The organism is Oceanicola granulosus HTCC2516 (assembly GCF_000153305.1).
In the GTDB taxonomy this organism is placed as follows: domain Bacteria; phylum Pseudomonadota; class Alphaproteobacteria; order Rhodobacterales; family Rhodobacteraceae; genus Oceanicola; species Oceanicola granulosus.
In genome coordinates this window covers 1,387,097-1,409,198 of sequence record NZ_CH724107.1, presented here as the reverse complement: position 1 = coordinate 1,409,198, position 22,102 = coordinate 1,387,097, and the positions used below count along the sequence as shown (strand labels likewise).

The window sequence follows — 22,102 nt, the reverse complement described above, 5'->3', positions numbered from 1 at the left end:
CTCTCTGTCTCGTCAGCCGCCGGCGGCGGGCAGGTAGGATTCGATAAGGCTTCCGGCGAGCATGTGCCAGCCGTCGATCAGCACGAAGAAGATCACCTTGAACGGCAGCGAGATCAGCACCGGCGGCAGCATCATCATGCCGGCGCTCATCAGGATCGAGGCGACGATCAGGTCGATGGCGATGAAGGGCAGGAAGATCAGGAAGCCGATGGTGAAGGCGCGGCGCAGCTCGGAGATCATGAAGGCCGGGACCAGCTCGCGCCAGCTCGCGTCGGCGGCCGTCTCGGGCGGCGGCAGCTCGATCGCGCCCGCGTCGTCGCCGCCGGCCCGCGCGGCGATCTCGCGGAAAAGGTCGAGATCGACGGGGCGGGTGTTGGCGAACATGAAGGTCTTGAACGGGTCGGCGATCCGCTCGACGGCCTGCTCCTCGGTGATGGCGTTCGACATCAGCGGCTGCAGCCCGTCCTCCCAGGCGTCCTCGAAGACGGGCTGCATCACGAAGAACGTCATGAACAGCGCCATGCTCGTGAGCACCACGTTCGGCGGCGTCTGGTTGAGCCCGAGCGCCGAGCGCAGGATCGAGAACACGATGACGAAGCGGGTGAAGCTCGTCATCACGATCAGCAGCCCCGGCGCGAGGCTGAGCACGGTGATCAGCGCGATGAGCTGGAGGATGCGGCCCGACAGCTCCGACGTGCCGTCGGCCCCGGCGGGCTGGTCGCTCAGCGCGTCCGAGATCGCCCCGAGCAGCTCCCCGCCGTCCTGCGCGGCCGCCGGACCGGCCACGAGCAGGAGCAGCGTGGCGGCGGCAAGAGTGGCGGCGGGTGCGCGCGAGGGGAGGCCGGGGCGGAGGGGCATCATGTGTCGCTGACGAAGTCCTTCACGATCTCCGTGAGGGTGACGCCGACGCGGTTGTCGCCGACCCGCACCAGATCGCCGCGCGCCACGAGGCGGTCGCTGACGATCATGTCCACCGGCTCGCCGATGCGCTTGTCGAGCTCGATGATCGAGCCGCGGCTGAGCTTGAGCAGCTGCGAGATCGGCATCCGTGAGCGGCCGAGCACGATGTTGACCTCGAGGCCGACGTTGAGCATCGCCTCGATGCTGCGCCCGCCGTCGCCGTTCACCTGCTCGCCGACCATGTTCTCGAGCACGGTCTGCTCCTCCGGAGCCTCCAGCTCGGGCAGCAGCGTGTCGTCGGGCTGCCCCGGGGCGGCCGTGTCGGGGGAGGGCTTGTCCGTCTTGGGGTCAGGCATCGGCGTGGCTCCTGCTGGGGGTGGACCGGTCGGCGGCGGGACGTCGGCCGCGCAGGGCGGCGAGGATCCGGTCGCAGACGTCGGGGTAGCTGTATTCCATGAACCCGGTCTCCCAGGCGGCGGTGGCCTCGCCCGGCGCGAGGCGCTCGTCGGTGCCGACCTCGAGGCGGCCCCGGTAATCGTGCGCGGCGGCCGCGGCCTCGAGCCGGGCGCCGACCTTCGGCGCGGTGTCGGGCGCGACGACCACGCGCAGCAGCGGGCTGCCGAGGGCGAGGCGGATGGTGCGCACCAGCTCCGCCTCGACCCGCGCGGGCCCGTGCGCGGCGACGTATTCCGGCAGCACCTGCTCGGCGACGGAGAGCACGAAATCGAGCATCTGCTCCTCGAGCGCCGCCCGGTGCGCACCGGCCTCCGAGACGAGGGTGCCGAGGCGCGCATCGAGGCAGGCGAGGGTGGCCGCCTCGCGCGCCTGCAGCGACTGCGCCGCCTCCTCGAACGCCGCCTGCCGCCCGGCCGCGACGCCCTCGGCATAGGCCGCCTGGCGCGCCGCCTCGAGCTCCTGGGCGTCGTAGGCGGGCGGCGCGTCGGGGGCCTCGGCGGGTTCGTCGAAATTGCGGAAGAGCAGGGGCTCGAGGGTCATCGTCAGGCCTCCTGCGCCAGCCAGGTGCGCAGCACCCGCAGCGACTCGGCCGGCTCGACCTCGACCAGCTCGCCGATCGCCTGCAGGCGGTTGCGCTGCACGCTGCCGTTGACGGCGGCGAGGTTGACGTACTCGCCCTGCGCGCCGCGCAGCGGATCGTAGAGCTCCGCATCGGGCATCGCCGAGACCCCCTCCGCGCCGGCGCCGGCGGCGGGGCGCGGCGCGCCGGGCGCGGCCTCGGCGGGGCGCACCGCCGGCAGCGGCGCGCCGTCGGGGGACTGGGCGATGAGGCCGTCGGGCTCCTGCCGGGCGGTGAGCCGGGTGGCGAGCGGGCGCACACCGAACAGCATCACCAGCGCGACGATGCCGATGGCGAACAGCCCGCGCATCGCGGCGCTCGCGTTGCCGAGCAGCAACTGCCCGATCCCGCCGCCGGTGCCGTCGCCGAGCTCCATCGAGTAATCCATGAACCGCAGGCTTTCGACGGAGACAGTGTCGCCGCGCTGGGCGTCGTAGCCGACGGCGCTCTCAACGAGCCGGGTCAGCCGCTCGATCTCCTCGGGCGGGCGCTCCTCGTACTCCACGTCGCCGTTGGGCAGGCGGTTGTAGATGCCGTTGACCAGCACCGCGACGGAGATCTTCTCGACGTCGCCGGGCTCGCGGATCACCTCGCTGCGGGTGGAGCCGATCTCGTAGTTGACGATCTCGTCGGCCGCGGTGCGGTTGCTGCGCGCGCCGGTGCTGCCCTCGGCCTCGCCGCCGAGCGCCTCGGGCAGGTTGCCGGCGGCGTCGACCTGGTCCTGCCCGGCCTGAGTGTCCTCGACCGTCTCGTTGCGGGTCTCGGTGGAGCGCACGACGCGCTGGTTGGGGTCGTAGCTCTGCTGCAGGATCACCTGCCGCTCGGTCGTCAGGTCTACGCTGACCTGCACCCGCGCGTTGCCGGCGCCGACCCGGGCCGAGAGGATCTGGTCGATGCTGCGCGACATCCGGTCCTCGAGCGAGGCGCGCACCGACTGCAGCGACACGTCGCTGCCCGGCTCGCCGTCGTCGGCGAGGATCGTCTCGCCGCTCGCCGACAGCACCGTCACCCGCGAGGGGGCGAGATCGGGCACGGCGGCGGCGACGAGGTTGCGGATCGCGCGGGCCTGGTTGCGGCCGATCTCGCTGCGCCCGGAGGCGCGCACGATGACCGAGGCGCTGGGCTCGGGCCGGGCGCGCGAGAAGGCCTCGCGCTCGGGCAGGACGAGGTGGACGCGGGCGCTGTCGACGGCATCGATGGTCTGGATGCTGCGGGCCAGCTCGCCCTCGAGCGCGCGCAGCCTGTTGATGCGCTGCATGAAGCTGTTCATGCCGAGGCCGGTCGAGTTGTCGAACAGCTCCCAACCCGGCACGCCCTCGTCGGGTAGGCCCTGGTCGGCGAGCGCCATGCGGGCGCGGGCGAGGTCGGAATCGGGGACGCTGACCATCGTGCCGTCGGCGGAGACGTCGACGCGGAAGCCGGCCTGCTCGAGGGTGCCGACCACCTGCGCCGCGCCGGAGGGGGAGAGACCGCTGTAGAGCGGCGCGTAGGTGGGCGCGAGCACGGCGCCGACGCCCAGCAGCAACGCGGCCGTCAGGCCGATGCCGGTCGCGGCGAGCGCGATGAGGCGTCTCTGGCCCAGAGACATCAGGTTGTTGATGATGGACTGCACGGTTCGCCAAATATTATTCTTGCCTGTCCATGTAGAGACAGCACGCTTCCACATGAAAAGCAACTGCTAGGTCTTATTCTATACTTGAAAATCTGGCGGGGTGCTGCAATGGTCCACCACAAGAAGCGGAGTGAACTTCGACATGGCGGCGAGCAGCACGGATATCGCGGCGGAAGCAAGGAAAGGCAGCCGGGCAGGCGGCCTTCTCCTCGTGGCCGCCCTGTGCTGCGCGGCCCTGGCCGGCGGCCTGGTCGCCGGCGCGGGGCTCGACGGGCTGCGCGCGCTGGCCTCGGGCGACGCCCCGCCGGCCGACGAGGCCGCCGACCACGGCGCGGAGCCCGCCGACGACGGGCACGGCACGCAGGACGGCTACGGCGGCACGGGGACCGGCACGGGCGCGGAGCAGGCGCTGCACCATCTCGACGAGATGATCGTCAACGTCACCTCCGCCTCCGCGAGCGGCCGCCTCACCACGCGCTTCCTCAAGGTCAACGTCGCCATCGTCTACGACCCCGCCGCGCCGGGGGCGGACGAGCTGGAGGCCCGCACCCTGTTCCTGCGCGACACCTTCCAGGACTACCTGCGCCAGCTGTCGGAGACCGAGCTCGAGGGCAGCCTCGGCCTGCACCGGCTCAAGGCCGAACTGCTGCGCCGCGCCCGCGCCGTCGTCGGCGGCGACGCGCCGCAGGAAATCCTCGTCTCCGACCTGATCATCCAGTGACCCAATGAACGCCCACGCCCCCCAGCCGGAAGACGGCGCCGAAACGGTCGAGGAGCAGATCATTCGGCTGTCGTCGCTCAACTTCGAGCGGATGCCGATGCTCGAGGTGGTGTTCGACCGCTACGTGATGGCGCTCGCCTCGGCGATGAAGAGCTTTTCGGGGATGCCGTTCGACGTGACCCTGCGCAGCTTCGACTACGTCACCTGCGGCACGGCCCTCTCCGGCCTGCCCGCGCCGTCGCTCTCGGCGCTGACCACCGCGACGCCCTGGAGCGGCAACGTGCTGATGACGCTGTCGCCCGACCTGCTGTTCTCGGTGCTCGAGGTGATGCTCGGCGGGCGCGAAGGCCGGGGCAGGCAGCTGTGGAAGCCGCGCAGCTTCACCGCCATCGAGCGCCGCTTCGGCGGCCGGCTGGCGCGGATGATCCTCGATGAGTTCTCCCAGAGCTTCCGCCAGCTCAGCGAGGTGAGCTTCGAGATCGACAGCCTCGAGAGCGCCCCCGAGACCATCGCCATCGCCCCGAGCGGCAGCCCGGCCGTCTGGGTCACGCTCGACCTGACCGTCGGCGAGCGCGGCGGGGCGCTCTACTTCCTCATTCCCTACACCGCCCTCGACACGGTCCGCCCGGTCCTCAACCAGCCGTTCCTCGGCGGCAAGATCGGCGGCGACACGAGCTGGCGCAAGGATCTCGAGGAGAAGATCGAGGACACCACCGTCACCCTGACCGCGTCGCTGCACCGCCTGCGGGTACCGGTCCAGGAGGCGCTGGGCTGGCGCAAGGGCCAGACGATCGACCTGGGCATCAGCGCCGAACAGCCGGTCGACGTGGTCTGCGGCGAGCGCAGGATGTTTCGCGGCCAGATGGGCCGCCGCGCGACGGGGCAGGTCGCCCTGCGGCTGATCGAGGAAGACACCGGAACGGAGGCCGACGATGCCGATTTCGCAACTGATTGATACCCTGATCCTGCTGCTCCTCGCGGGGACGCTGGGCTACGCCTACTTCGTCGACCGCCGGCTGCGACGGCTGATGTCGGCACTCGCCGAACTTGGGCCGATGGTGGGCCAGTTTTCCGACGCGGTGGACAAGTCGCAGACCTCCGTGAGCGCGCTGAAGGAGGCGACCGACGCCGCCCAGAGCCAGGCGCGCCGTCCCGTCGGGCACCGTATCGGCGCGGTGAGCAAGCGCGTCGCCGCCAAGCAGGCCGCGCCGCAGCCGCAGGCGCAGGCAAGGGCCAAGCCGGAGGCGCCCGCGCGCGCCGCGCCGCAGCCCGCGCGCCCGGCGGCGAAGTCCGACCTGGTGCGTCAGTTCTTCGACACCACCCGCCGCAGCGAGGCCTGATCCCGTGAGCAAGTTCCGCCTTCTGCTGATCTCGCTGGCCTCGGTCGGTGCGCTGAAGGCCGGGCTGTCGCTCCAGGGCGCGGTGCCGGACCTCGGCATCGACTTCATCGCCGCCGCCGAGGCGGCGGGCGCCGAGGCCGAGGAGACGGCGCCCGCGCCCGTCGTGCCCGCCGCCGCCGCCGAGCCGGCGGTCTGCGAGGCCCCCGACGAGATCTTCCAGGCCATCGCCCAGGAGCGCGACCTGCTCGCCGAGCAGCGCGAGGACATCGCCCGCCGCCGCGCCGAGGTCGACCTCGCGCGCGAGCAGCTGAGCATCGAGGCCGCCCAGCTCAACGAGCTGAAGGCGGAGCTGGAGCGGGTGCTGGCGCAGGTCGAGGCCGCCCACAACGGCGATCTCGGGCGGCTCATCAACCTCTACCGCAACATGAAGCCGCAGGAGGCCGCGGCGATCATGGACGAGCTCGACCTCGAGGTGACGGTGACGCTGCTCGGCGCGATGGAAGAGCGCGACGCGGCGCCGATCATGGCCCAGCTCACCCCGGTGCGCGCCCAGGCCATCTCGCGCATCATCTTCGAGCGCGCGCGCCTGCCGGGCGACCAGCGCCTCGACGACATCCGCGTCGAGTGACCCTTACCGCCTGACCGTCACGGCTCCTCGCGCAGCCCCGATCCCGCGGGCGGCGCGCGGCGCACGTTGCGCTTGAGGTCCATCACCCAGCTGATGATCTCCGCCAGCGCCTGCCAGTGCTCGACGGGCACCACCGCGTCGATCTCGGCGACGGCGTGCAGGCTGCGCGCGAGCGGCTTGTTCTCGAGGATCGGGATGTCGTTCTCGCGGCCGAGCTCGCGGATGCGCGCCGCGACGTGGTCGGCGCCCTTGGCGACGCAGACCGGCGCCTGGTCCACGCCCGGCTGGTAGCGCAGGGCGACGGCGAAGTGGGTCGGGTTGGTGATGATGACGGTCGCCTTGGGCACGGCGGTCGCGATGCGCTGGCGCGCCCGCTCGCGGCGGATGTCGGTGCGCTTCTGCTTGATGAACGGGTCGCCCTCGGTCTCCTTGTGCTCGTCGCGCACCTCCTTGAGGCTCATCCGCTGCTTCTTCGTCCACTGCGCGCGCTTCCACAGGATGTCGGCGATGGCGAAAGGCACCAGCAGCGCCGCCGTCGCCATCAGCATCGCCGTCACCTCGCCGCGCACGAAGCCGGGCAGGGCCTCGGGCGCCAGGCTGCCCATCCAGACCTGCGATACCGCGCGCCGCGCGATCCAGGTGCCGATGGCGGCGACGATGACGACCTTGAGCGTGTTCTTCAGGAACTCGACGATCATGTCGGCCGAGAACAGCCGCTTGACGCCGCCGAGGGGCGAAATCTTGCTGTATTTCGGCCGGATGCGCTCGAGCGACACAACCGTCTCGCCCTGGATCAGCACGCCGAACAGCGCGCCGACGATCATCAGCAGGAACAGCGGCGCGAGCACCCGGCCGACCTGGCCCGTCAGCTCGGAGCTGAGCGCCGAGACGTCGGCGAGGCCGGCCCGGCCGCTGTCGATCTCGACCTGGCCGGCGACGTCGATCAGCGCGCCGAGCGCGGCGACGAGCCCGGAGCCGACGCTCGGGATCAGGAATGCCGACAGCAGCATCAGCGAGAACACCACCATTGCGGTGCCGGTCTCGCGCGAGGCCGGGACGTCGCCCTTGTCGCGCGCCTTCTTGAGCTTCCGCTCGGACGGCTGCTCTGTCTTGGAATGCTTGTCCTCGTCTTCGGCCAACGCGGGGCCTCCGTGATCAGAAGCGGAAGGTTTCCAGCCAGGCGGCCAGCTCCTGCAGGTGGTGATCGAGCATCGTGGGCGCCGCCGCAAGCAGCACGATCAGGCCCGACGCGATCAGCACCGGCCCGGCGACGAAGAACACCGGCAGCGTCGGCATCATCCGGTTGGCGAGGCCGAGGCCGACGTTGAGCACGATGCCCATGACGTAGAACGGCACCGACAGCGCCAGCCCGACGTAGAAGCTCGCCCCGACCGCCGCTACGGTCTGCGCGGCCAGGTCGCCGGGCATGATCCGGCCGACGGGGAACACCTCGTAGGAGGTGAGCAGGGCGCGGATGATGAGGTGGTGCAGGTCGGTGGCGAAGATCAGCGCCGTCGCCGCCATCATCAGCGCCCCGGCCACCATCGTCGCGCCCTCGAACTGCCCGGTGGTCGGCGCGAGCGCGTTCGACAGGCCCGCGACGTAGCCGATCTGGTAGCCGGCGAATTGCAGCGCCGACATCACGATCCGCGCCGTCAGCCCGATCCAGAGCCCGATCGTCACCTCCAGCGCCAGCAGGCCGAGGAAGGCGACCGGGGCGTCGAGCGTCACCGGCTCGATCCCGGTGGCCGGGTACAGCGCCAGCGCGACCGCCAAGGCCATGAACAGCCGGAACCGCGCCGGCACCGGGCGCTCGCCGAAGCCCGGCATGAACACGAAGATCGCGCCGATGCGGGCAAAGGCGAGGATGTAGCCGCCGAGCTGCCCGAGAAGGATCTCCTCGAGCGACATCGTCAGGTCTCGACGGTGCCGACGGTGCGCAGCGACGCCTTGCGGTGGATCTCGGCGTGGCTGATGACCGGCGTCATCGGGCTCACCCGCTCCATCATGCCGCGCACGTTGCTGCGCACCTCGGGGCCGACCATCAGGGCCGGCCATTCGTCGCGCTGGGCGAAGGTCTGGATCACCTTGCGGGCGGCGAGGATGAACTCCTGCACCCGCTGCGGCGACATCAGGAAGTTGCGCTGGTCGCCGTTGACGCGCACCGACTCGCTGAACTCGCGATCCCACGCCGCCGACAGCGTGATGACCGGCACGAAGCCCTGCGGGTCCATCAGCGCGCGGCAGATCTGGTTGGCGAGCTTCTGGCGGACGTGCTCGGTGACCATCGTGACGTTGCTGGTCTGGCGGGTGATCTCGGCGACGGCCTCGACGATCAGCGGCAGGTTGCGGATCGAGACGCGCTCCGTCAGCAGCGATTGCAGCACGTGCTGGAGCAGGATCTGCGGCGTCGGGGCGGAGATGTCGGAGACGAGCTTCTGGTAGCTGCGCTCGAGCCCCTCGACGAGGTCCTGCACCGCGCCGTAGGTCAGCAGCTCGGGCATGTGCTCCTTGATGACCTCGGTGAGGTGGGTGGTCGCGACGCTCTCGGGGTCGACGACCGTGTAGCCCTTCTGTTCGGCCAGATCGACCTGGCTCGGATCGATCCACACCGCGTCGAGGCCGAACGTCGGCTCGCGGGTGCGCTCGCCGGGCAGGTCGATGTCGCTGCCGGCGGGGTTGATCACCATCATCGCGTTGGCGCGCAGCTCGCCGCGCGCGGCCTCCACGCCCTGCACGAGGATGGCGTAGCTGTTGGAGGGCAGGGCGGCCTCGTCCTTGATCCGCACCGGCGGCAGCACGAAGCCGAAATCCTGCGCGAAGAGGTTGCGCAGGCTCTTGATCTTGCCCGGCAGCGCCGCGTCGGGGCGGGTCAGCAGCGGCACGAGGTTGGCGCCGAGGTCGAGCCGCAGGTCGTCGATCCGCATCTTGTCCTGCACGCTGTCCTCGCCCTTCGCCTCCGCCTGCTCGGCCGCCGCCGCCTCGCGCGCGCCCCGGTCGGCCTCGTCGGCGGCGTGGCGGCGCATGACGATGCCGAGCCCGACCAGCGCGGCGGAGAGCGCGAAGAACACCAGCGTCGGAAAGCCCGGCAGCAGCCCGATCATCGCCAGCAGGCCGGCGGCCATGAACATCGCCTTGGGAAACCGGCCGAGCTGGGACAGGATTGCCTCGTTGACCGCGCCCACGGTGCCGCCCTTGGTGACGATCAGGCCCGCCGCGAGCGACACGATCAGCGCCGGGATCTGCGTCACCAGCCCGTCGCCGATGGTGAGCACGGTGTAGTTGTTGGCCGCCGCCCCGAGGCTCATGCCGTGGCTGAGCACGCCGATCAGGATGCCGCCGACCACGTTGATCAGCGTGATGATGATCCCCGCCACCGCGTCGCCGCGCACGAACTTCGAGGCACCGTCCATCGCCCCGAAGAAGCCGCTCTCGTCCTCGAGCTCCTTGCGCCGCGCCTTGGCCTGCGCCTCGTCGATCAGGCCGGAGCCGAGATCGGCGTCGATCGCCATCTGCTTGCCCGGCATCGCGTCGAGCGAGAACCGCGCCGAGACCTCGGCGATGCGGGTCGAGCCCTTGGTGATGACGACGAAGTTGATGACGACGAGGATCGCGAAGATCACGATCCCGATGATGAAGTCGCCGCCCACGATGAAGCGCGAGAAGCCCTCGATCACGCCGCCGGCGGCGTGGGTGCCGGTGTGGCCCTCGCTCAGGATCAGCCGGGTGGAGGAGACGTTGAGCGACAGCCGCAGCATCGTCACCACGAGCAGCAGCGTCGGGAACGAGTTGAACTCCAGAGGCTTCGGGATCCAGAGCGCGACCATCAGGATCAGCACGCTGACCGATAGCGAGCAGGCCAGCGCGAGGTCGAGCACCGCCGGGGGCAGGGGGACGAACAGCATCCCCAGCACCAGCGCCACGCCGACGGCGAAGGCGGTGTCGCGGTTGTTCAGGCCGAAGGACAGCATCTGCCGGCCGCTGGTGGTGCCGGGCGCGCTCACGAGGGGGCTCGCGCGAAGGCGGGCAGAACGGGCTGGAGCCCCTGCGCCGAGTAGATGCTGACCCGCGCGCCGTCGCGGGCGGTCGACCAGGCGATGCCCGGACCGGCCGGCGCCTCGGCGAGCCGCGCCGCCGCCGGGGGCGCGGCGCCGGCCAGCGCGGCGAGGGCGGGGGCGCGCTCGTTGGCGACGGCGATGTTGCGGGTGAGGGAGGCGAGGTAGATCTCGCGCTTGTCCGGCGTGAAGGAATGGTAGGAGCCCGCCGCCGTCAGCCAGTCGCCGGTCTGCCCGTGCAGCCGCACCAGGAAGCGGGCGGCGTAGTCGACGTTGACGGCCGCGTCTAAGCCCTGCCTGGCCGAGGTGAAGGCGTCCGGGTGCCAGCGCAGGTTGATCTGCATGCAGCCGACGTCGATCGACTCCACGCCCGCCGCCTGCCGGCTGCGGATCCAGCCGAGCGCGTCCTGCGGCGACTGGAAGATCCGCCCCTCGCCGGCGGCGTTCACCGCCCACGGCCAGACCGTCAGCCGGCCCTGATGGGTCACGCCGGCCTCCTGCAGCCCGATGGCCAGCAGCAGGTTGTCGGGGATGCCGTAGCGCTCCTGCGCGATCAGGATCTCGCGCACGCAGAGCCCCGCGTCGCCCGCCGGCGCGACGGCGGTGGCGGGGGCCGCGGAGCGGGTGCCGAACAGGTTCCAGGCCGCGGCGGGCGAGGCGGCGAGGAGGGCGGCGGCGAGGGCGAGAGCGCGACGAAGCATCAGAACCCGCTGACGATCAGGTCGAAGACCGTGTCGGACAGCCCCTCGAGCGTGGCGTAGACGAAGGGCAGGGAGGCCAGCAGCGCCACGAAGATGGCGACGATCTTGGGCACGAAGGTCAGCGTCATCTCCTGGATTTGCGTCAGCGCCTGAAACAGCGCGATGCCGAGGCCCACGACGAGCGCGACCACGAGCACCGGGGCCGACGCGAGGAGCACCGCAAGGATCGCGTCGGAGAGGACGGCGTAGATGTCGGCGGCGCTCACCCGGGAGCCTCCCTAGATCGGCATCTGCATCACTTGCTGGTAGGCCTCGACGACCTTGTCGCGCACCGAGACCGCGACCTTGACCGTGGATTCCAGCGCCAGCGTCGCCTCGACGACAGCCTGGGTGTCCATCTCGCCGGTCACCCCCGCCTTCATCGCCGCGTCCGCCTCGCGCACCGTGCCGACGGCGTCGGTGGCGGCGGTCTGCACGAAGCTGGAGAAGCTGTCGGGTTTGGCGGCCTGGCCCTCGGCGAGGGGGGGCCGCTCGCCGTTGAGCGTCTGGGCGCTGCGATAGGCGCCGCGGACCGCGTTGGTGGAGACGATGGAGGTGAAGTCGCTCATCGCTCAGCCCCTATTTCAGCAGGTCGAGGATCTGCTGGCGCATCGCGCGCCCGGCCTCGTACATGTTCATGTTCGCCTCGTAGCTGCGGGCCGCCTCGCGCATGTTCGTCATCTCGATGATGGCGTTGACGTTGGGCACCTTGACGAAGCCGTTCTCGTCGGCGGCCGGGTGGGCCGGATCGTGGACGAGGGTGAAGTCGGTGGTGTCGCGGCCGATCTCGCCGACCTTGACCAGCGCCGCGCCGCTCTCGCGGTCGATCATCTCCTCGAACGACACGGTCTTGCGCCGGTAGGGATCGGCGCCCGGCGTCGTGCCGCGGCTGTCGGCGTTGGCGACGTTCTCGGCCACGATGCGCAGCCGCTGCCCCTGGGCGTGCATCCCGCTGGCGGCGATGGAGGTGATCGATTTCAACGGGTCCATGGGCGTGCTCCCGGGCTACCTACTTGCTCGACGCCGCCAGGCCGAGCAGCTCGTAGCCCTTGCGGTAGAGCTGCGCGGCGAGGCGGTAGTTCTCGGAGATCTCGCTGGCCTTGATCGACTGTTCCTCTAGCACGACGGTGTTGCCGTCGAGGCTGACGTTCCACGTCCCCTCGTCCTCGCGCACGTCGACGGCCGCGCCCCGGCCGCTGCCGGTGATGTGGGCCGGGTTGCTCACGGCGGGGCCGGAGCCGGCGTCGGAGCGCGTCACCATCGACTCGAACGGGGAGACGTCGCGGGCGCGGTAGCCGGGGGTGTCGGCGTTGGCGATGTTCTCGGAGACGACCTGCTGGCGCGTGCCGAGCCATTGCATGCGCTGTGAGGCGATCCGGAAGAAGGACATGGCTTCGAGCGTCATCCGGTATTTCCTTTCCGTTAAACAAGGATTAACATGTATAGCGTAAAGATCAACGGGAATGTATTCATGCAGACCGTATTTTCCGAGCTGACGAGCACGGCGAGAGGCATGGAGACGACCCGGATCATCGGCCGGGTGAGCTCCGTGCGCGGCCTGCTGCTGACCGCCACCGGGCTCGAGCGCGCCATCGGCATCGGCCAGCGCTGCCGGGTGCTGGGCGCCGGCGGGGCGGTGCTCGGCGAGGTGGTCGGCGTCGATGGCGCGGGCAGCCACATCCTCCCCTTCGGCACGTGGGACGGCATCGTCGCGGGCGACCAGGTCGAGGTCAGCCCGCAAGGCGAGCGGGTGCGGCCCTGCGACGGCTGGATCGGCCGCGTCGTCGACCCGCTCGGCCGCCCTCTCGACCGCGCCGGGCCGCTGCCCGAGGGCCGCAGCCCCCGCGCCGTGCGGGCCGGTCCGCCCCCCGCCTTCGACCGCCGCCGCGTCGGTGCGCGCCTCGAGACCGGCATCCGCGCCTTCGACGCCTTCACCCCACTGTGCCGGGGCCAGCGGATGGGCGTCTTCGCCGGCTCCGGCGTCGGCAAGTCGACCCTGATGGCGATGCTCGCGCGCAACGCCGACGTCGACGTGATCGTGGTCGGGCTGATCGGCGAGCGCGGCCGCGAGGTGCAGGATTTCATCCAGGCCGATCTCGGCCCAGAGGGTCTGGCCCGCGCCGTGCTGGTGGTGGCGACGGGCGACGAGCCGCCGCTGATGCGCCGCCAGGCCGCCTGGACGGCGATGGCCGTGGCCGAGCACTTCCGCGACCGGGGCAAGCAGGTGCTGCTGCTGCTCGACTCGATCACCCGCTTCGCCACCGCGCAGCGCGAGATCGGCCTCTCCGGCGGCGAGCCCCCGACCTCGCGCGGCTACCCGCCCACGGTCTTCGCCGAGCTGCCCCGGCTGCTCGAGCGGGCCGGGCCGGGCTGCGACGGGCAGGGCGACATCACCGCGCTGTTCACCGTGCTGGTGGAGGGCAGCGACATGGAGGAGCCGGTCGCCGACAGCGTGCGCGGCATCACCGACGGCCACGTCATCCTCGACCGCCGCATCGCCGAGCGCGGCCGCTACCCGGCGATCGACCTGCAGCGCAGCGTGAGCCGGATGCTGCCCGATTGCCACGGCCCCGACGAGTTCGCCATCCTCAGCGCCGCCCGCCGCGCCCTCGGCCGCTACGGCGACATGGAGGAGCTGGTGCGCATCGGCGCCTACCGCCCCGGCAGCGACCCCGAGACCGACGCCGCGATCCGCTTCGCCGACCCGGTCGCCGCCTATCTCGGTCAGCGCAAGGGCGAGGCGACGCCGCCGCGCGAGACCTTCGCCGACCTCTACCGGCTGCTGGTCGACGCCGGAATCGAGGTCGACCTGCCGCCCGAGGCGGCCTGAGTTCCGGGCCCGGCCTCAGGCGCGGGGGTGGGCCTTGTCGTAGACCTCCATCAGCCGCGCGGTGTCGACGGCGGTGTAGGCTTGCGTCGTCGACAGCGACGCGTGGCCGAGCAGTTCCTGGATCGAGCGCAGGTCGCCGCCCGCGCCGAGCAGGTGCGTCGCGAAGGAGTGGCGCAGCGCGTGGGGCGTGGCGGTGGCGGGCAGGCCGAGCTGCAGGCGGGCCTGCTCCATCACCTTCTGGATCGCGCGCGGATTGAGCGCCCCGCCGCGTACCCCGCGAAACAGCGGCAGGTGCGGCTCGAGCGGGTGGGGGCAGAGCCTGGCGTAGGCGTCCACCGCGTCGCGCGCCGGCGCGATGACCGGCACCACCCGCTCCTTGCCGCCCTTGCCGACGATGCGCACCACCTCCGGCAGCGGCACCGCCGCGCCGGTCAGCCCGAGCGCCTCGGAGATGCGCAGCCCGCAGCCGTAGAGCAGCGTCACCACCGCCACGTCCCGCGCCGCGACCCAGCCCTCGCGGGCCTGCAGCTCGACCCGGTCGATCATCGCCTGCGCGGCATCCACGGCGAGCGGACGCGGCAGCTTCTTCTGGAACTTCGGCGAGCGCGTCGACAGCACCGCCGTCGGCTCGAACCCCTCGCGCTCGGCGATCCAGCGGTAGAACCCCTTCACCGCCGACAGCGCCCGCGCCAGCGAGCGCGCCGAGACGCCCCGGCCGCGCTCGTGCGCCATCCAGGCCCGCATGTCCGACACCCCGACCCGCGCCAGCGGAGCCAGCCCCTGCTGGCCGCCGTGGTGCTCCGCCATGAACGCGAGAAAGCCCAGCACGTCGGTGCGGTAGGCGTTGATCGTCTTCTCCGAGGCGCCCCTGAGCGCGCGGGCGTGGGCGAGCCACGCCTCCGCGGCGTCGGTGAGCGCCGGGGAGATCAGGACAGCCACCGCCGCATGGCGCGCTCGAAGACGCCGCCGAAGAAGCCGAGCAGGTCGGTGCCCTGCTGCGGCGTGAACTGGTGCGGGTCCTCGCTGCCCATCGCGAGCAGGCCGGCCTGCCGCCCGGCGCCGAAATCGAGCCGGATGCAGGCCTCGGAGCGCACGTGCACCGCCTTGTCGCCGTAGAGCGTGGCGCCGGGCGAGCCGGGCTCGGGCGTCACCTGCCGCAGCACCACGCTGCGGAACGCCGAGGCGCGGCCGGGGGAGACGTAGCGGTCGATGAAGCCCGCCTCGGCCACGTGCAGCACCCCGCCCAGCCCCGAGAGCGCGCTGTCGCCGCCGGCGGGGCTCTCGAGCACCAGCACCATCGCGTCGACCCGCAGGATGTCGGCCACCTCGCCGCCGAGGCCGGCGAGGAACTCCTCGAACTTCACCGCGTCGAGCAGCCGCAGCACCGCGCGGTGGACCTGGTTGGTGCCGGCGAGGTTCTCGTAGGCGGCGGCGATGACGTTGCGGTGGGTGTCCTCGAGCCGGTCGAGCCGCGCCTCGAGCCGCTCCATCGCGATCCCGCGCAGATCAACGATGTTCTGGCCCATCGACGCCTCGTTGGCGGCGACCAGGGCGCGCATGATGTCGTGGTCGTCCAGGAGCGCCTCGGGGTCGGAGATGATGCGCTCACGGACGCCGTCGTCCATAAGGGAATTGCTGCTCATGCCGTTCTCGTCTTGTTGTTGGCGGCGATCCTATCAGAGCGGCGCGGGCCGGGCCTAGCCTCATTCGCGCCGATGCCGCTTCTGTGTGGCCCGGGCGTCGCCGGCGGCGAAGCCGCTTGGCCTCAGGGCTGCGATGCTCCATGACAGGGGGTATGAAACATGTCCGCAAAGCGGCGCTCGGCGTCCACCTGCTCACCGCGACCGGGGCCGTGCTGGCCATGCTCGCCATGCTCGCCGCCGTCCAGGAAGAGTGGACGGCGATGTTCCTGTGGCTGGTCATCGCCTTCGTCGTCGACGGCGTCGACGGGCCGCTGGCGCGCAAGTACCAGGTCCACACCCACGCGCCGCAGATCGACGGCGTGCTCATGGACCTGATCATCGACTACCTGACCTATGTCTTCATCCCGGCCTACGCGCTGTTCTCGACGGACCTGCTGCCGGGCTGGACGGGCTGGGTGGTGATCCTCGTCATCACCTACACCAGCGTCATCTACTTCGCCGACACCCGGATGAAGACCGGCGACAATTCGTTCTCGGGCTTTCCGGGCTGCTGGAACATGGTGGTGCTGGTGCTGTTCGCCCTGAGCCCGCCGCCCGCGGTGATCGTGCCGCTCGTGGTGGTGCTGGCGGTGCTGATGTTCCTGCCGGTCAAGTTCATCCACCCGGTGCGCACCGCGCGCTGGCGAGCGGTGTCGCTGCCGGTGGCGCTGGTCTGGACGCTGCTCGCGGTCTGGTCGGCGTGGTCGGGCTTCGACATGGCCGGCTGGGGCCGGGTGCTGTTCGTGGCGACGACGCTCTACCTGCTGTCGGCGGGCGCGGTGCAGCAGCTCGTCCCGGCGCGCCGCAGCCGCTGAGGCTTGCGCATCCCGGCGGGGAGGTGGCAGAGCAGGGTCCATGGCTGCCTCCCTGTTCGATAGCGCGATCTACCGCGACCTCGTCACCGACCGCGACACCGCCCAGCTGTTCTCCGACACCGCCGAGGTGCGCGCGATGCTGCTGGTGGAGGGCGCGCTCGCCCGCGCGCAGGGCGCGCTCGGGCTGATCCCCGAGACCGCCGCCGCCGCAATCCATCGCGCCTCGCTCGAGCTGCAGCTCGACCCGGCCGGCCTTGCCGCCGGGGCAGGGCAGGGCGGCGTGCCGGTGCCGGCGCTGGTCGAGGCCTTCCGCAGCGCGATGCAGGCGCCAGAGCATTCCCAGTGGGTGCATTTCGGCGCCACCAGCCAGGACATCATGGACACCGCGCTCGTGCTGCGCCTGCGCCAGGTGCTCGCCCTCGCCGAGCGCCGCCTCGGCGCCCTGCTCGCGGCGCTGGCACGGCTGGCGGAGGCGCACGCGGAGCTGCCCATGGCCGGGCGTACCTGGGGGCAGGCGGCGACGCCGACCACCTTCGGCGCCGTCGTCGCCGCTTGGGGCCGGCCGCTGCTGGCGCTGCACGACCGGCTCGCGCCGCTGCGCGCGGGCCTGCTGACGGTGAGCCTCGCCGGCGCCGCCGGAACGCTGTCGGCGATGGGGCCGCGTGGCCCCGAGGTGCGCGCCCGCCTAGCCGAGGGGCTGGGGCTCGCCGATCCCGGCGGTCCCTGGCACAGCGATCGCCAGCCGATCGCCGAGCTCTCCACGTGGGCGACGCAGGTGACGGGCGCACTCGCGAAGATGGGCGACGACCTGGTGCTGCTCGCCCAGACCGGCCTCGGCGAGATCCGCCTCGCCGGCACCGGAGGCTCCTCGACGATGCCCCAGAAGCAGAACCCGGTGCTTCCCGCGCTGCTCGTCGCGCTCGCCGGCCACACCGCCGCGCTTAACGGCGCGGTGCAGGCAGGCCTCGTCCACCGCCAGCAACGCGACGGCGCGGCCTGGATCGGCGAGTGGTTGAGCCTGCCGCAGATCTGCCTCGGCCTGAACCGCGCCCTCGCCGCCGCCGGCGAGGTCGCCGCTGGCCTCGCACCCGACCCCGAGCGGATGCGCGCCAACATCGACGACGGCACCGGCCTGATCTACGCCGAGGCGCTCTCCTTCCGCCTCGCCACCGCCATGCCGCGCCCCGAGGCGCAGTCCCGCGTCGAGGCCCTCTGCGCCCGCGTCACCGCCGAAAGCCGCTCCCTTGTCGACCTCGCCGCCGAGGCGTTTCCCGACTTCCATCTCGACGGGCTCTTCACCCCCGCGCCCCACCTCGGCACCGCCCCCGCCGACGCCCGCACCTTCGCCACCACCGCCCGCACCCGCGCCGCCGCCATCGGCTGACAAACGAGATCGGGCTTGATTTTCAGCCGGTCCTGCGCTTTCTCGCGGCCAGCGCGGTCCCTTAGCTCAACTGGATAGAGCAGCTGACTTCTAATCAGCAGGTTCGGGGTTCGAGTCCTCGAGGGATCGCCAAGTCGCAGCCTGCGATTTCTCCCGGTAGAGCGACGGCAGCCCGGTGATCCGTCGCGCGGAGACGGGCAGGCCGAGATCCGCTCATGGTCCAAGTCTCGCCAACTTGAGGACACTTTTCGCACTCTGTACTCGCGGGGAAAATCCGACTTCATCAAGGATCAACACTATGCTGCGTCGACACTTCCTCCGGGGCTTCCTCATGCTCCAGACCGCGGCGGCCGGAACCGCCCTCTTCGCCACCGCCGCCCGGGCCAGCGAGGCCTCGCGCGCCTCCGCCGCGTCTGCCGCCTCGCGTGCCTCCGCCGCGTCTGCCCCGTCTGCGGCCTCCGCACCCTCCGCCGCCTCCGCGGCGTCGGCACCGTCCGCCGCCTCGGCGCCGTCGCGGCCGTCGCGCGCCTCCCGGCCGTCCGTCGCGTCCGCCGCCTCGGCGCCGTCGCGGCCGTCACGCGCCTCCCGGCCGTCCGTCGCGTCCGCGCCGTCCGCTGCCTCCGCGCCGTCGCGCGCGTCCGGTCCCTCGGCTCCGAGCGGCGCCGAGGCGACGCTGCGCGGTTCGGCCGCTTCGGATCGCGCCAGCCGACAGCGCGTGCTGGAGCGGGTCCAGGGGGCCCTGAGCGAAGACGGGCTCCGCCCCGTGTCCGCCGACAATCTCCAGCAGGTTCTTCAGGACTTCCAATGATCCGGCTCCCGATCCTCGCGCTCGCCTCCGCCGTCGCCTTGTCCGCCTGCGCCGTGGCCCCGGTCGCGCCGACGGTGACGCCCGCCCTCGCGGGTGCGCTCGACACGCAGCCGGACGGTTACCGGGCGGTCCTGCCGTCGACCGGCCAGCGTTTCGAGATTGTCTCGACGGCGGCGTCGGCCGACCGGCTCTGCCGCGTGGTCTCGACGGAACAGGCGGACGCGTTCGAGGTCGACACCTACTGCAAGACCCGCGGTGGCAGCTGGAGCTGAGCCGGCGTGAGCGCCGCCGAAGGTCCGGAGAGCTTCGCGCTCGAGGCGCCCCGCCTCGGCGTGACGGTCCGGCTCGAGACGCCCGCCGCCGTGCGCCAGCTGCTGGCGGCGACGCTGGCCGGCTGGCGGATCGAGATCGGAGACGCGGAGCCTGAGATCCGCGTCTCCCACGAGACCCGCTACCGGCTCGACTCCGAGGCGTACACGCCACCGCGCACCTATTCGGACCCGGTCGATCTGCTCAACGAACTGCTGATCGCGATCGCCTTCACGCTGGTGCAGCACCGCCCCGACCTGACCCTGCTCCACGCCGCGGCCTTCGAGGATGAGAGCGGCAGCCATGTCGTGTTCGGCGAGCGCAAGGCGGGCAAGTCGGTGCTCATCGCCGGCCGCGCCGCCGACGGCGCGACGATCTTCACCGACGACATGCTGCTGTGGTCGCCCCACGAGCTGAAATTCGCCGGCCTCGGCATGTCGCCGCGCCTGCGCCGGCCCGTGCCGCCCGGGATCATCGACCGCCTCGGCCGCCGGAGCTTCATCGCCGGGCGCAACACCTGCTACGCCGCCGCCCGCGCCCTGCGCCTCGCGCCGGCGGGCCGGTTCTTCAGCCCGGACCGGGTGGTGGACCTCGAGCCGGGCGGACGGCAGCGCCTCGTGCGGTTCTACAATGTGCGAAAGCGGATCGCCCAGCATCGCATCCTCTGAGGGCGCGGGCGGCCGAAACCATCGTCATCGGCCGCTCTCGCGGCGGCTGGCGCAATGTAGGCGTTGCATTTCCGGCTAGTCTCGTTGTTCATTGCACACAAAGTACGGATGCGAGGACGCGAGATGACCACGAGGCGCATGGACCTGAACTGCGACATGGGCGAGGGCTTCGGGCACTGGAGCTACGGCGACGCGCCCGACGAGGAGCTGATGGAGATCATCTCGTCGGCCAACGTCGCCACCGGCTTTCACGCCGGCGATCCGATGACGATGGACCGTGTCGCCGCGCTGGCGGCCGAGCACGATGTCGGCCTCGGCGCGCACCCGGCCTACCGCGACATGCAGGGCTTCGGGCGGCGCGCGATCAACGCCACGAGCGAGGAGCTGGTGGCCGACATCCTCTACCAGGTCGGCGCGCTCGAGATGTTCGCCCGCCGCCACGGCATCGCGCTGTCGCACATCAAGCCGCACGGGGCGCTCTACATGACCGCCGCCAAGGACCGCGACCTCTCGGAGAAGCTCGTCGACGCGCTGCAGGTGGTGGCGCCCGACACGCCGCTCTACTGCATGGGCGTCTCCGAGACGTGGCAGGTCACGCAGGCCAAGGGCCACCCGGCGCGGCGCGAGTTCTACGCCGACCGCGAGTACGACGCGACGGGCGCGATCGTGTTCGCCCGCAAGGTGCCCGCCTTCGATCCCGCCGCGCTGGCCGACAAGTGCGTGCGCGCCTGCGTCGAGGGCAAGGTCCGCTGCACCGAGGGCCACGACGTCGACGTCGCCTTCGAGTCGATCTGCTTCCACTCCGACACCCCCGGCGCCGCCCGCATCGGCGCCGCCATCCGGGCCGCGCTCGAGGCCGAGGGCATCGAAGTCACCCGCGCCGCCTGAGCGTCTCCACATCAGAAAGGACCAGACATGGCCAAGGACATCCACTGCCCGCTTCCCGGCGTCTTCTACCGCAAGCCCGCGCCGAACGAGCCGAACTTCGTCGAGGACGGCGCGTCCGTCGCGGCGGGCACGGTGATCGGGCTGGTCGAGGTGATGAAGTCGTTCCACGAGGTCACCGCCGAGGAGGCGGGCGACAACATCCGCTTCGAGGTCGAGAACGAGGGGCAGGTCACCGCGGGCACCGTCCTCGCGAAGATGGACTGAGCGCGCCGATGGATCTGACCGGCAAGACCCTGTTCGTCGCCAATCGCGGCGAGATCGCGGTGCGCATCGTCCACGCCGCCAAGGCGCTCGGGCTGCGCACGGTGCAGGCCCACAGCGAGGCCGACGCCGACATGCTCGCGGTGCGGCTGGCCGACGAGGGCGTGGAGATCGGCCCGGCGCAGGCGACGAAGAGCTACCTCGACGTCGACCGCGTGGTCGCGGCGGCCAGGGAAAGCGGCGCCGACGCGGTGCATCCGGGCTACGGCTTCCTGTCGGAGAGCCCGCGCTTCGCCCGCGCGGTCGAGGCGGCGGGGCTGATCTTTGTCGGCCCCTCGGCGGACACGATCGAGCGGATGGGCGACAAGGCGCGCGCCCGCGAGACCGCCATCGCCGCCGGCGTTCCGGTGACGCCGGGCAGCGACGGGCGCATCGAGAGCGTCGAGGCGGCGGCGCGGATCGCGGGCGAGCTCGGCTACCCGGTGATGATCAAGGCGGCCGCCGGTGGCGGCGGGCGCGGCATCCGGGTCATCGAGTCCGAGGCCGACCTCGCCAAGCAGATGCCCGCCGCGCAATCCGAGGCCGAGGCGGCGTTCGGCGACGGCGGGCTCTACATGGAGCGCTTTGTCGACAAGGCGCGCCACGTCGAGGTGCAGATCCTCGGCGACGGCGACCGCGCGGTCCATGCCTGGGAGCGGGAATGCTCGCTGCAGCGCCGGCGCCAGAAGGTCTGGGAGGAGGCGCCCGCCGCCTGCCTGTCCCAGGAGGAGCGCGAGGCGCTCTGCGCCTCGGCGGTGCGGCTGGCCGAGAGCGTCGGCTACCGGGGCGCGGGGACGCTGGAATACCTCTTCGACGAGGCGCGGCGCGAGTTCTACTTCATCGAGATGAACACCCGCATCCAGGTCGAGCACCCGGTGACGGAGCTCGTCACCGGCATCGACCTCGTCGCCGAGCAGATCCGCGTCGCCTTCGGCGCGCCGCTGTCGCTGGAGCAGGACGACATCCGCCTCGACGGGCACGCCATCGAGGTGCGCGTCAACGCCGAGGACCCGGCGAAGAACTTCATGCCGTTCCCCGGCGTGACCGGCGCGATGCACCTGCCCGAGGGCGTGCGCTTCGACACCATGCTCTACGAGGGCTACGCGATCCCGCCGTTCTACGACTCGCTGCTCGGCAAGCTGATCGTGAAGGGCGACGACCGCGCCGCCGCGCTGGCCAGGCTCGCCGAGGCGATCGACGCGACCCGGCTCGAAGGCCTCAAGACGACCCTGCCGCTGCATGCCGCGCTCGCGCGCGACCCGGACGTGGCGCGCGGCGACTACCACACCACCTGGCTCGAGGATTGGCTGAAGACAGCCGGCCTCGGCTGAGCGCCGGAAGGAGAGG

Annotated in this window: 26 protein-coding genes and 1 tRNA gene; 13 read left to right on the top strand and 14 right to left on the bottom strand. The window is 71.6% G+C overall.

The window, feature by feature from the left end; translation table 11 throughout:
* Positions 1 to 12: 12 nt before the first annotated feature.
* From fliP to fliF, 4 genes are read right to left on the bottom strand one after another with little or no spacing between them, the layout of a single operon-like run.
* Positions 13 to 861, bottom strand: a complete 849-nt coding sequence (fliP, locus tag OG2516_RS06690; RefSeq protein WP_007254875.1) for a flagellar type III secretion system pore protein FliP — start codon at positions 859 to 861, stop codon at positions 13 to 15.
* Positions 858 to 1,256, bottom strand: a complete 399-nt coding sequence (locus OG2516_RS06685; protein WP_007254874.1) for a FliM/FliN family flagellar motor switch protein — start codon at positions 1,254 to 1,256, stop codon at positions 858 to 860. The genes fliP and OG2516_RS06685 overlap by 4 nt, the downstream gene beginning before the upstream one ends.
* Entirely contained in the window at positions 1,249 to 1,896 is a 648-nt protein-coding gene (locus OG2516_RS06680) for a FliH/SctL family protein (RefSeq protein WP_007254873.1), read from the bottom strand. The genes OG2516_RS06685 and OG2516_RS06680 overlap by 8 nt, the downstream gene beginning before the upstream one ends.
* 2 nt (positions 1,897 to 1,898) lie before the next feature.
* Complete coding sequence (fliF, locus tag OG2516_RS06675; RefSeq protein ID WP_007254872.1) at positions 1,899 to 3,587, bottom strand: flagellar basal-body MS-ring/collar protein FliF; 1,689 nt, start codon at positions 3,585 to 3,587, stop codon at positions 1,899 to 1,901.
* Between the two features lie 130 nt (positions 3,588 to 3,717).
* On the opposite strand from fliF, the gene OG2516_RS06670 reads away from it, so the two are divergent.
* From OG2516_RS06670 to OG2516_RS06655, 4 genes are read left to right on the top strand one after another with little or no spacing between them, the layout of a single operon-like run.
* Complete coding sequence (locus OG2516_RS06670; protein ID WP_040615007.1) at positions 3,718 to 4,308, top strand: flagellar basal body-associated FliL family protein; 591 nt, start codon at positions 3,718 to 3,720, stop codon at positions 4,306 to 4,308.
* A gap of 4 nt (positions 4,309 to 4,312) precedes the next feature.
* Entirely contained in the window at positions 4,313 to 5,263 is a 951-nt protein-coding gene (locus OG2516_RS06665; protein ID WP_007254870.1) for a flagellar motor switch protein FliM, read from the top strand.
* The gene (locus tag OG2516_RS18915) at positions 5,241 to 5,648 is read left to right on the top strand and encodes a hypothetical protein (RefSeq protein ID WP_007254869.1); all 408 of its coding nucleotides are present in this window, start codon (positions 5,241 to 5,243) and stop codon (positions 5,646 to 5,648) included. Before OG2516_RS06665 ends, OG2516_RS18915 begins: the two co-directional genes overlap by 23 nt.
* A gap of 4 nt (positions 5,649 to 5,652) precedes the next feature.
* Complete coding sequence (locus tag OG2516_RS06655) at positions 5,653 to 6,276, top strand: MotE family protein (protein ID WP_007254868.1); 624 nt, start codon at positions 5,653 to 5,655, stop codon at positions 6,274 to 6,276.
* Between the two features lie 17 nt (positions 6,277 to 6,293).
* Here OG2516_RS06655 and OG2516_RS06650 read toward each other — a convergent pair whose 3' ends face one another.
* From OG2516_RS06650 to OG2516_RS06615, 8 genes are read right to left on the bottom strand one after another with little or no spacing between them, the layout of a single operon-like run.
* The gene (locus tag OG2516_RS06650; RefSeq protein WP_007254867.1) at positions 6,294 to 7,415 is read right to left on the bottom strand and encodes an EscU/YscU/HrcU family type III secretion system export apparatus switch protein; all 1,122 of its coding nucleotides are present in this window, start codon (positions 7,413 to 7,415) and stop codon (positions 6,294 to 6,296) included.
* Positions 7,416 to 7,431: 16 nt separating this feature from the next.
* Positions 7,432 to 8,187: a flagellar biosynthetic protein FliR gene (fliR, locus tag OG2516_RS06645; RefSeq protein ID WP_007254866.1), complete on the bottom strand. Its 756-nt coding sequence runs from the start codon at positions 8,185 to 8,187 to the stop codon at positions 7,432 to 7,434.
* A 2-nt stretch (positions 8,188 to 8,189) separates the two neighbouring features.
* Positions 8,190 to 10,247: a flagellar biosynthesis protein FlhA gene (gene flhA, locus OG2516_RS06640; RefSeq protein WP_050769152.1), complete on the bottom strand. Its 2,058-nt coding sequence runs from the start codon at positions 10,245 to 10,247 to the stop codon at positions 8,190 to 8,192.
* 29 nt (positions 10,248 to 10,276) lie between these two features.
* Positions 10,277 to 11,032 carry a lysozyme family protein gene (locus OG2516_RS06635; RefSeq protein WP_007254864.1) on the bottom strand — a complete coding sequence of 252 codons (756 nt, stop codon included), beginning with the start codon at positions 11,030 to 11,032 and terminating at the stop codon, positions 10,277 to 10,279.
* A complete protein-coding gene (locus tag OG2516_RS06630) occupies positions 11,032 to 11,298 on the bottom strand; it encodes a flagellar biosynthetic protein FliQ (RefSeq protein ID WP_007254863.1) in 267 nt (88 codons plus the stop codon). The genes OG2516_RS06635 and OG2516_RS06630 overlap by 1 nt, the downstream gene beginning before the upstream one ends.
* 12 nt (positions 11,299 to 11,310) lie before the next feature.
* Positions 11,311 to 11,640 carry a flagellar hook-basal body complex protein FliE gene (gene fliE, locus OG2516_RS06625; protein ID WP_007254862.1) on the bottom strand — a complete coding sequence of 110 codons (330 nt, stop codon included), beginning with the start codon at positions 11,638 to 11,640 and terminating at the stop codon, positions 11,311 to 11,313.
* Between the two features lie 10 nt (positions 11,641 to 11,650).
* A complete protein-coding gene (flgC, locus tag OG2516_RS06620) occupies positions 11,651 to 12,061 on the bottom strand; it encodes a flagellar basal body rod protein FlgC (protein ID WP_007254861.1) in 411 nt (136 codons plus the stop codon).
* A gap of 19 nt (positions 12,062 to 12,080) precedes the next feature.
* Positions 12,081 to 12,476, bottom strand: a complete 396-nt coding sequence (locus OG2516_RS06615) for a flagellar basal body rod protein FlgB (protein ID WP_007254860.1) — start codon at positions 12,474 to 12,476, stop codon at positions 12,081 to 12,083.
* Positions 12,477 to 12,542: 66 nt separating this feature from the next.
* Between OG2516_RS06615 and OG2516_RS06610 the strand changes: the two genes are divergently transcribed.
* Complete coding sequence (locus OG2516_RS06610) at positions 12,543 to 13,901, top strand: FliI/YscN family ATPase (RefSeq protein WP_040615006.1); 1,359 nt, start codon at positions 12,543 to 12,545, stop codon at positions 13,899 to 13,901.
* 15 nt (positions 13,902 to 13,916) lie between these two features.
* Here OG2516_RS06610 and OG2516_RS06605 read toward each other — a convergent pair whose 3' ends face one another.
* Both OG2516_RS06605 and OG2516_RS06600 read right to left on the bottom strand, forming a co-directional pair.
* A complete protein-coding gene (locus tag OG2516_RS06605) occupies positions 13,917 to 14,831 on the bottom strand; it encodes a tyrosine recombinase XerC (RefSeq protein WP_040615631.1) in 915 nt (304 codons plus the stop codon).
* Complete coding sequence (locus OG2516_RS06600) at positions 14,828 to 15,544, bottom strand: DUF484 family protein (RefSeq protein ID WP_040615005.1); 717 nt, start codon at positions 15,542 to 15,544, stop codon at positions 14,828 to 14,830. The genes OG2516_RS06605 and OG2516_RS06600 overlap by 4 nt, the downstream gene beginning before the upstream one ends.
* A 152-nt stretch (positions 15,545 to 15,696) precedes the next feature.
* Here OG2516_RS06600 and OG2516_RS06595 point away from each other — a divergent pair, with 152 nt between their 5' ends.
* The 8 genes from OG2516_RS06595 to OG2516_RS06555 all read left to right on the top strand — a co-directional run bounded on the left by OG2516_RS06595 (position 15,697) and on the right by OG2516_RS06555 (position 22,086).
* A complete protein-coding gene (locus tag OG2516_RS06595) occupies positions 15,697 to 16,398 on the top strand; it encodes a CDP-alcohol phosphatidyltransferase family protein (RefSeq protein ID WP_007254856.1) in 702 nt (233 codons plus the stop codon).
* A 40-nt stretch (positions 16,399 to 16,438) separates the two neighbouring features.
* Positions 16,439 to 17,782: a lyase family protein gene (locus tag OG2516_RS06590; RefSeq protein WP_007254855.1), complete on the top strand. Its 1,344-nt coding sequence runs from the start codon at positions 16,439 to 16,441 to the stop codon at positions 17,780 to 17,782.
* A gap of 55 nt (positions 17,783 to 17,837) precedes the next feature.
* Positions 17,838 to 17,914 (top strand) — tRNA-Arg (locus OG2516_RS06585).
* Positions 17,915 to 18,586: 672 nt separating this feature from the next.
* Complete coding sequence (locus OG2516_RS06575) at positions 18,587 to 18,862, top strand: hypothetical protein (protein WP_007254853.1); 276 nt, start codon at positions 18,587 to 18,589, stop codon at positions 18,860 to 18,862.
* A 6-nt stretch (positions 18,863 to 18,868) separates the two neighbouring features.
* Positions 18,869 to 19,567 (top strand): hypothetical protein, encoded by a 699-nt coding sequence (locus OG2516_RS06570; RefSeq protein ID WP_007254852.1) that lies wholly within the window; start codon positions 18,869 to 18,871, stop codon positions 19,565 to 19,567.
* A gap of 123 nt (positions 19,568 to 19,690) precedes the next feature.
* Positions 19,691 to 20,455 carry a 5-oxoprolinase subunit PxpA gene (gene pxpA / locus OG2516_RS06565; protein ID WP_040615004.1) on the top strand — a complete coding sequence of 255 codons (765 nt, stop codon included), beginning with the start codon at positions 19,691 to 19,693 and terminating at the stop codon, positions 20,453 to 20,455.
* Between the two features lie 27 nt (positions 20,456 to 20,482).
* A complete protein-coding gene (locus OG2516_RS06560; RefSeq protein WP_007254850.1) occupies positions 20,483 to 20,719 on the top strand; it encodes an acetyl-CoA carboxylase in 237 nt (78 codons plus the stop codon).
* A gap of 8 nt (positions 20,720 to 20,727) precedes the next feature.
* Positions 20,728 to 22,086, top strand: coding sequence for an acetyl-CoA carboxylase biotin carboxylase subunit (locus OG2516_RS06555; RefSeq protein ID WP_007254849.1), 1,359 nt, complete (start codon positions 20,728 to 20,730; stop codon positions 22,084 to 22,086).
* Positions 22,087 to 22,102: the final 16 nt, after the last annotated feature.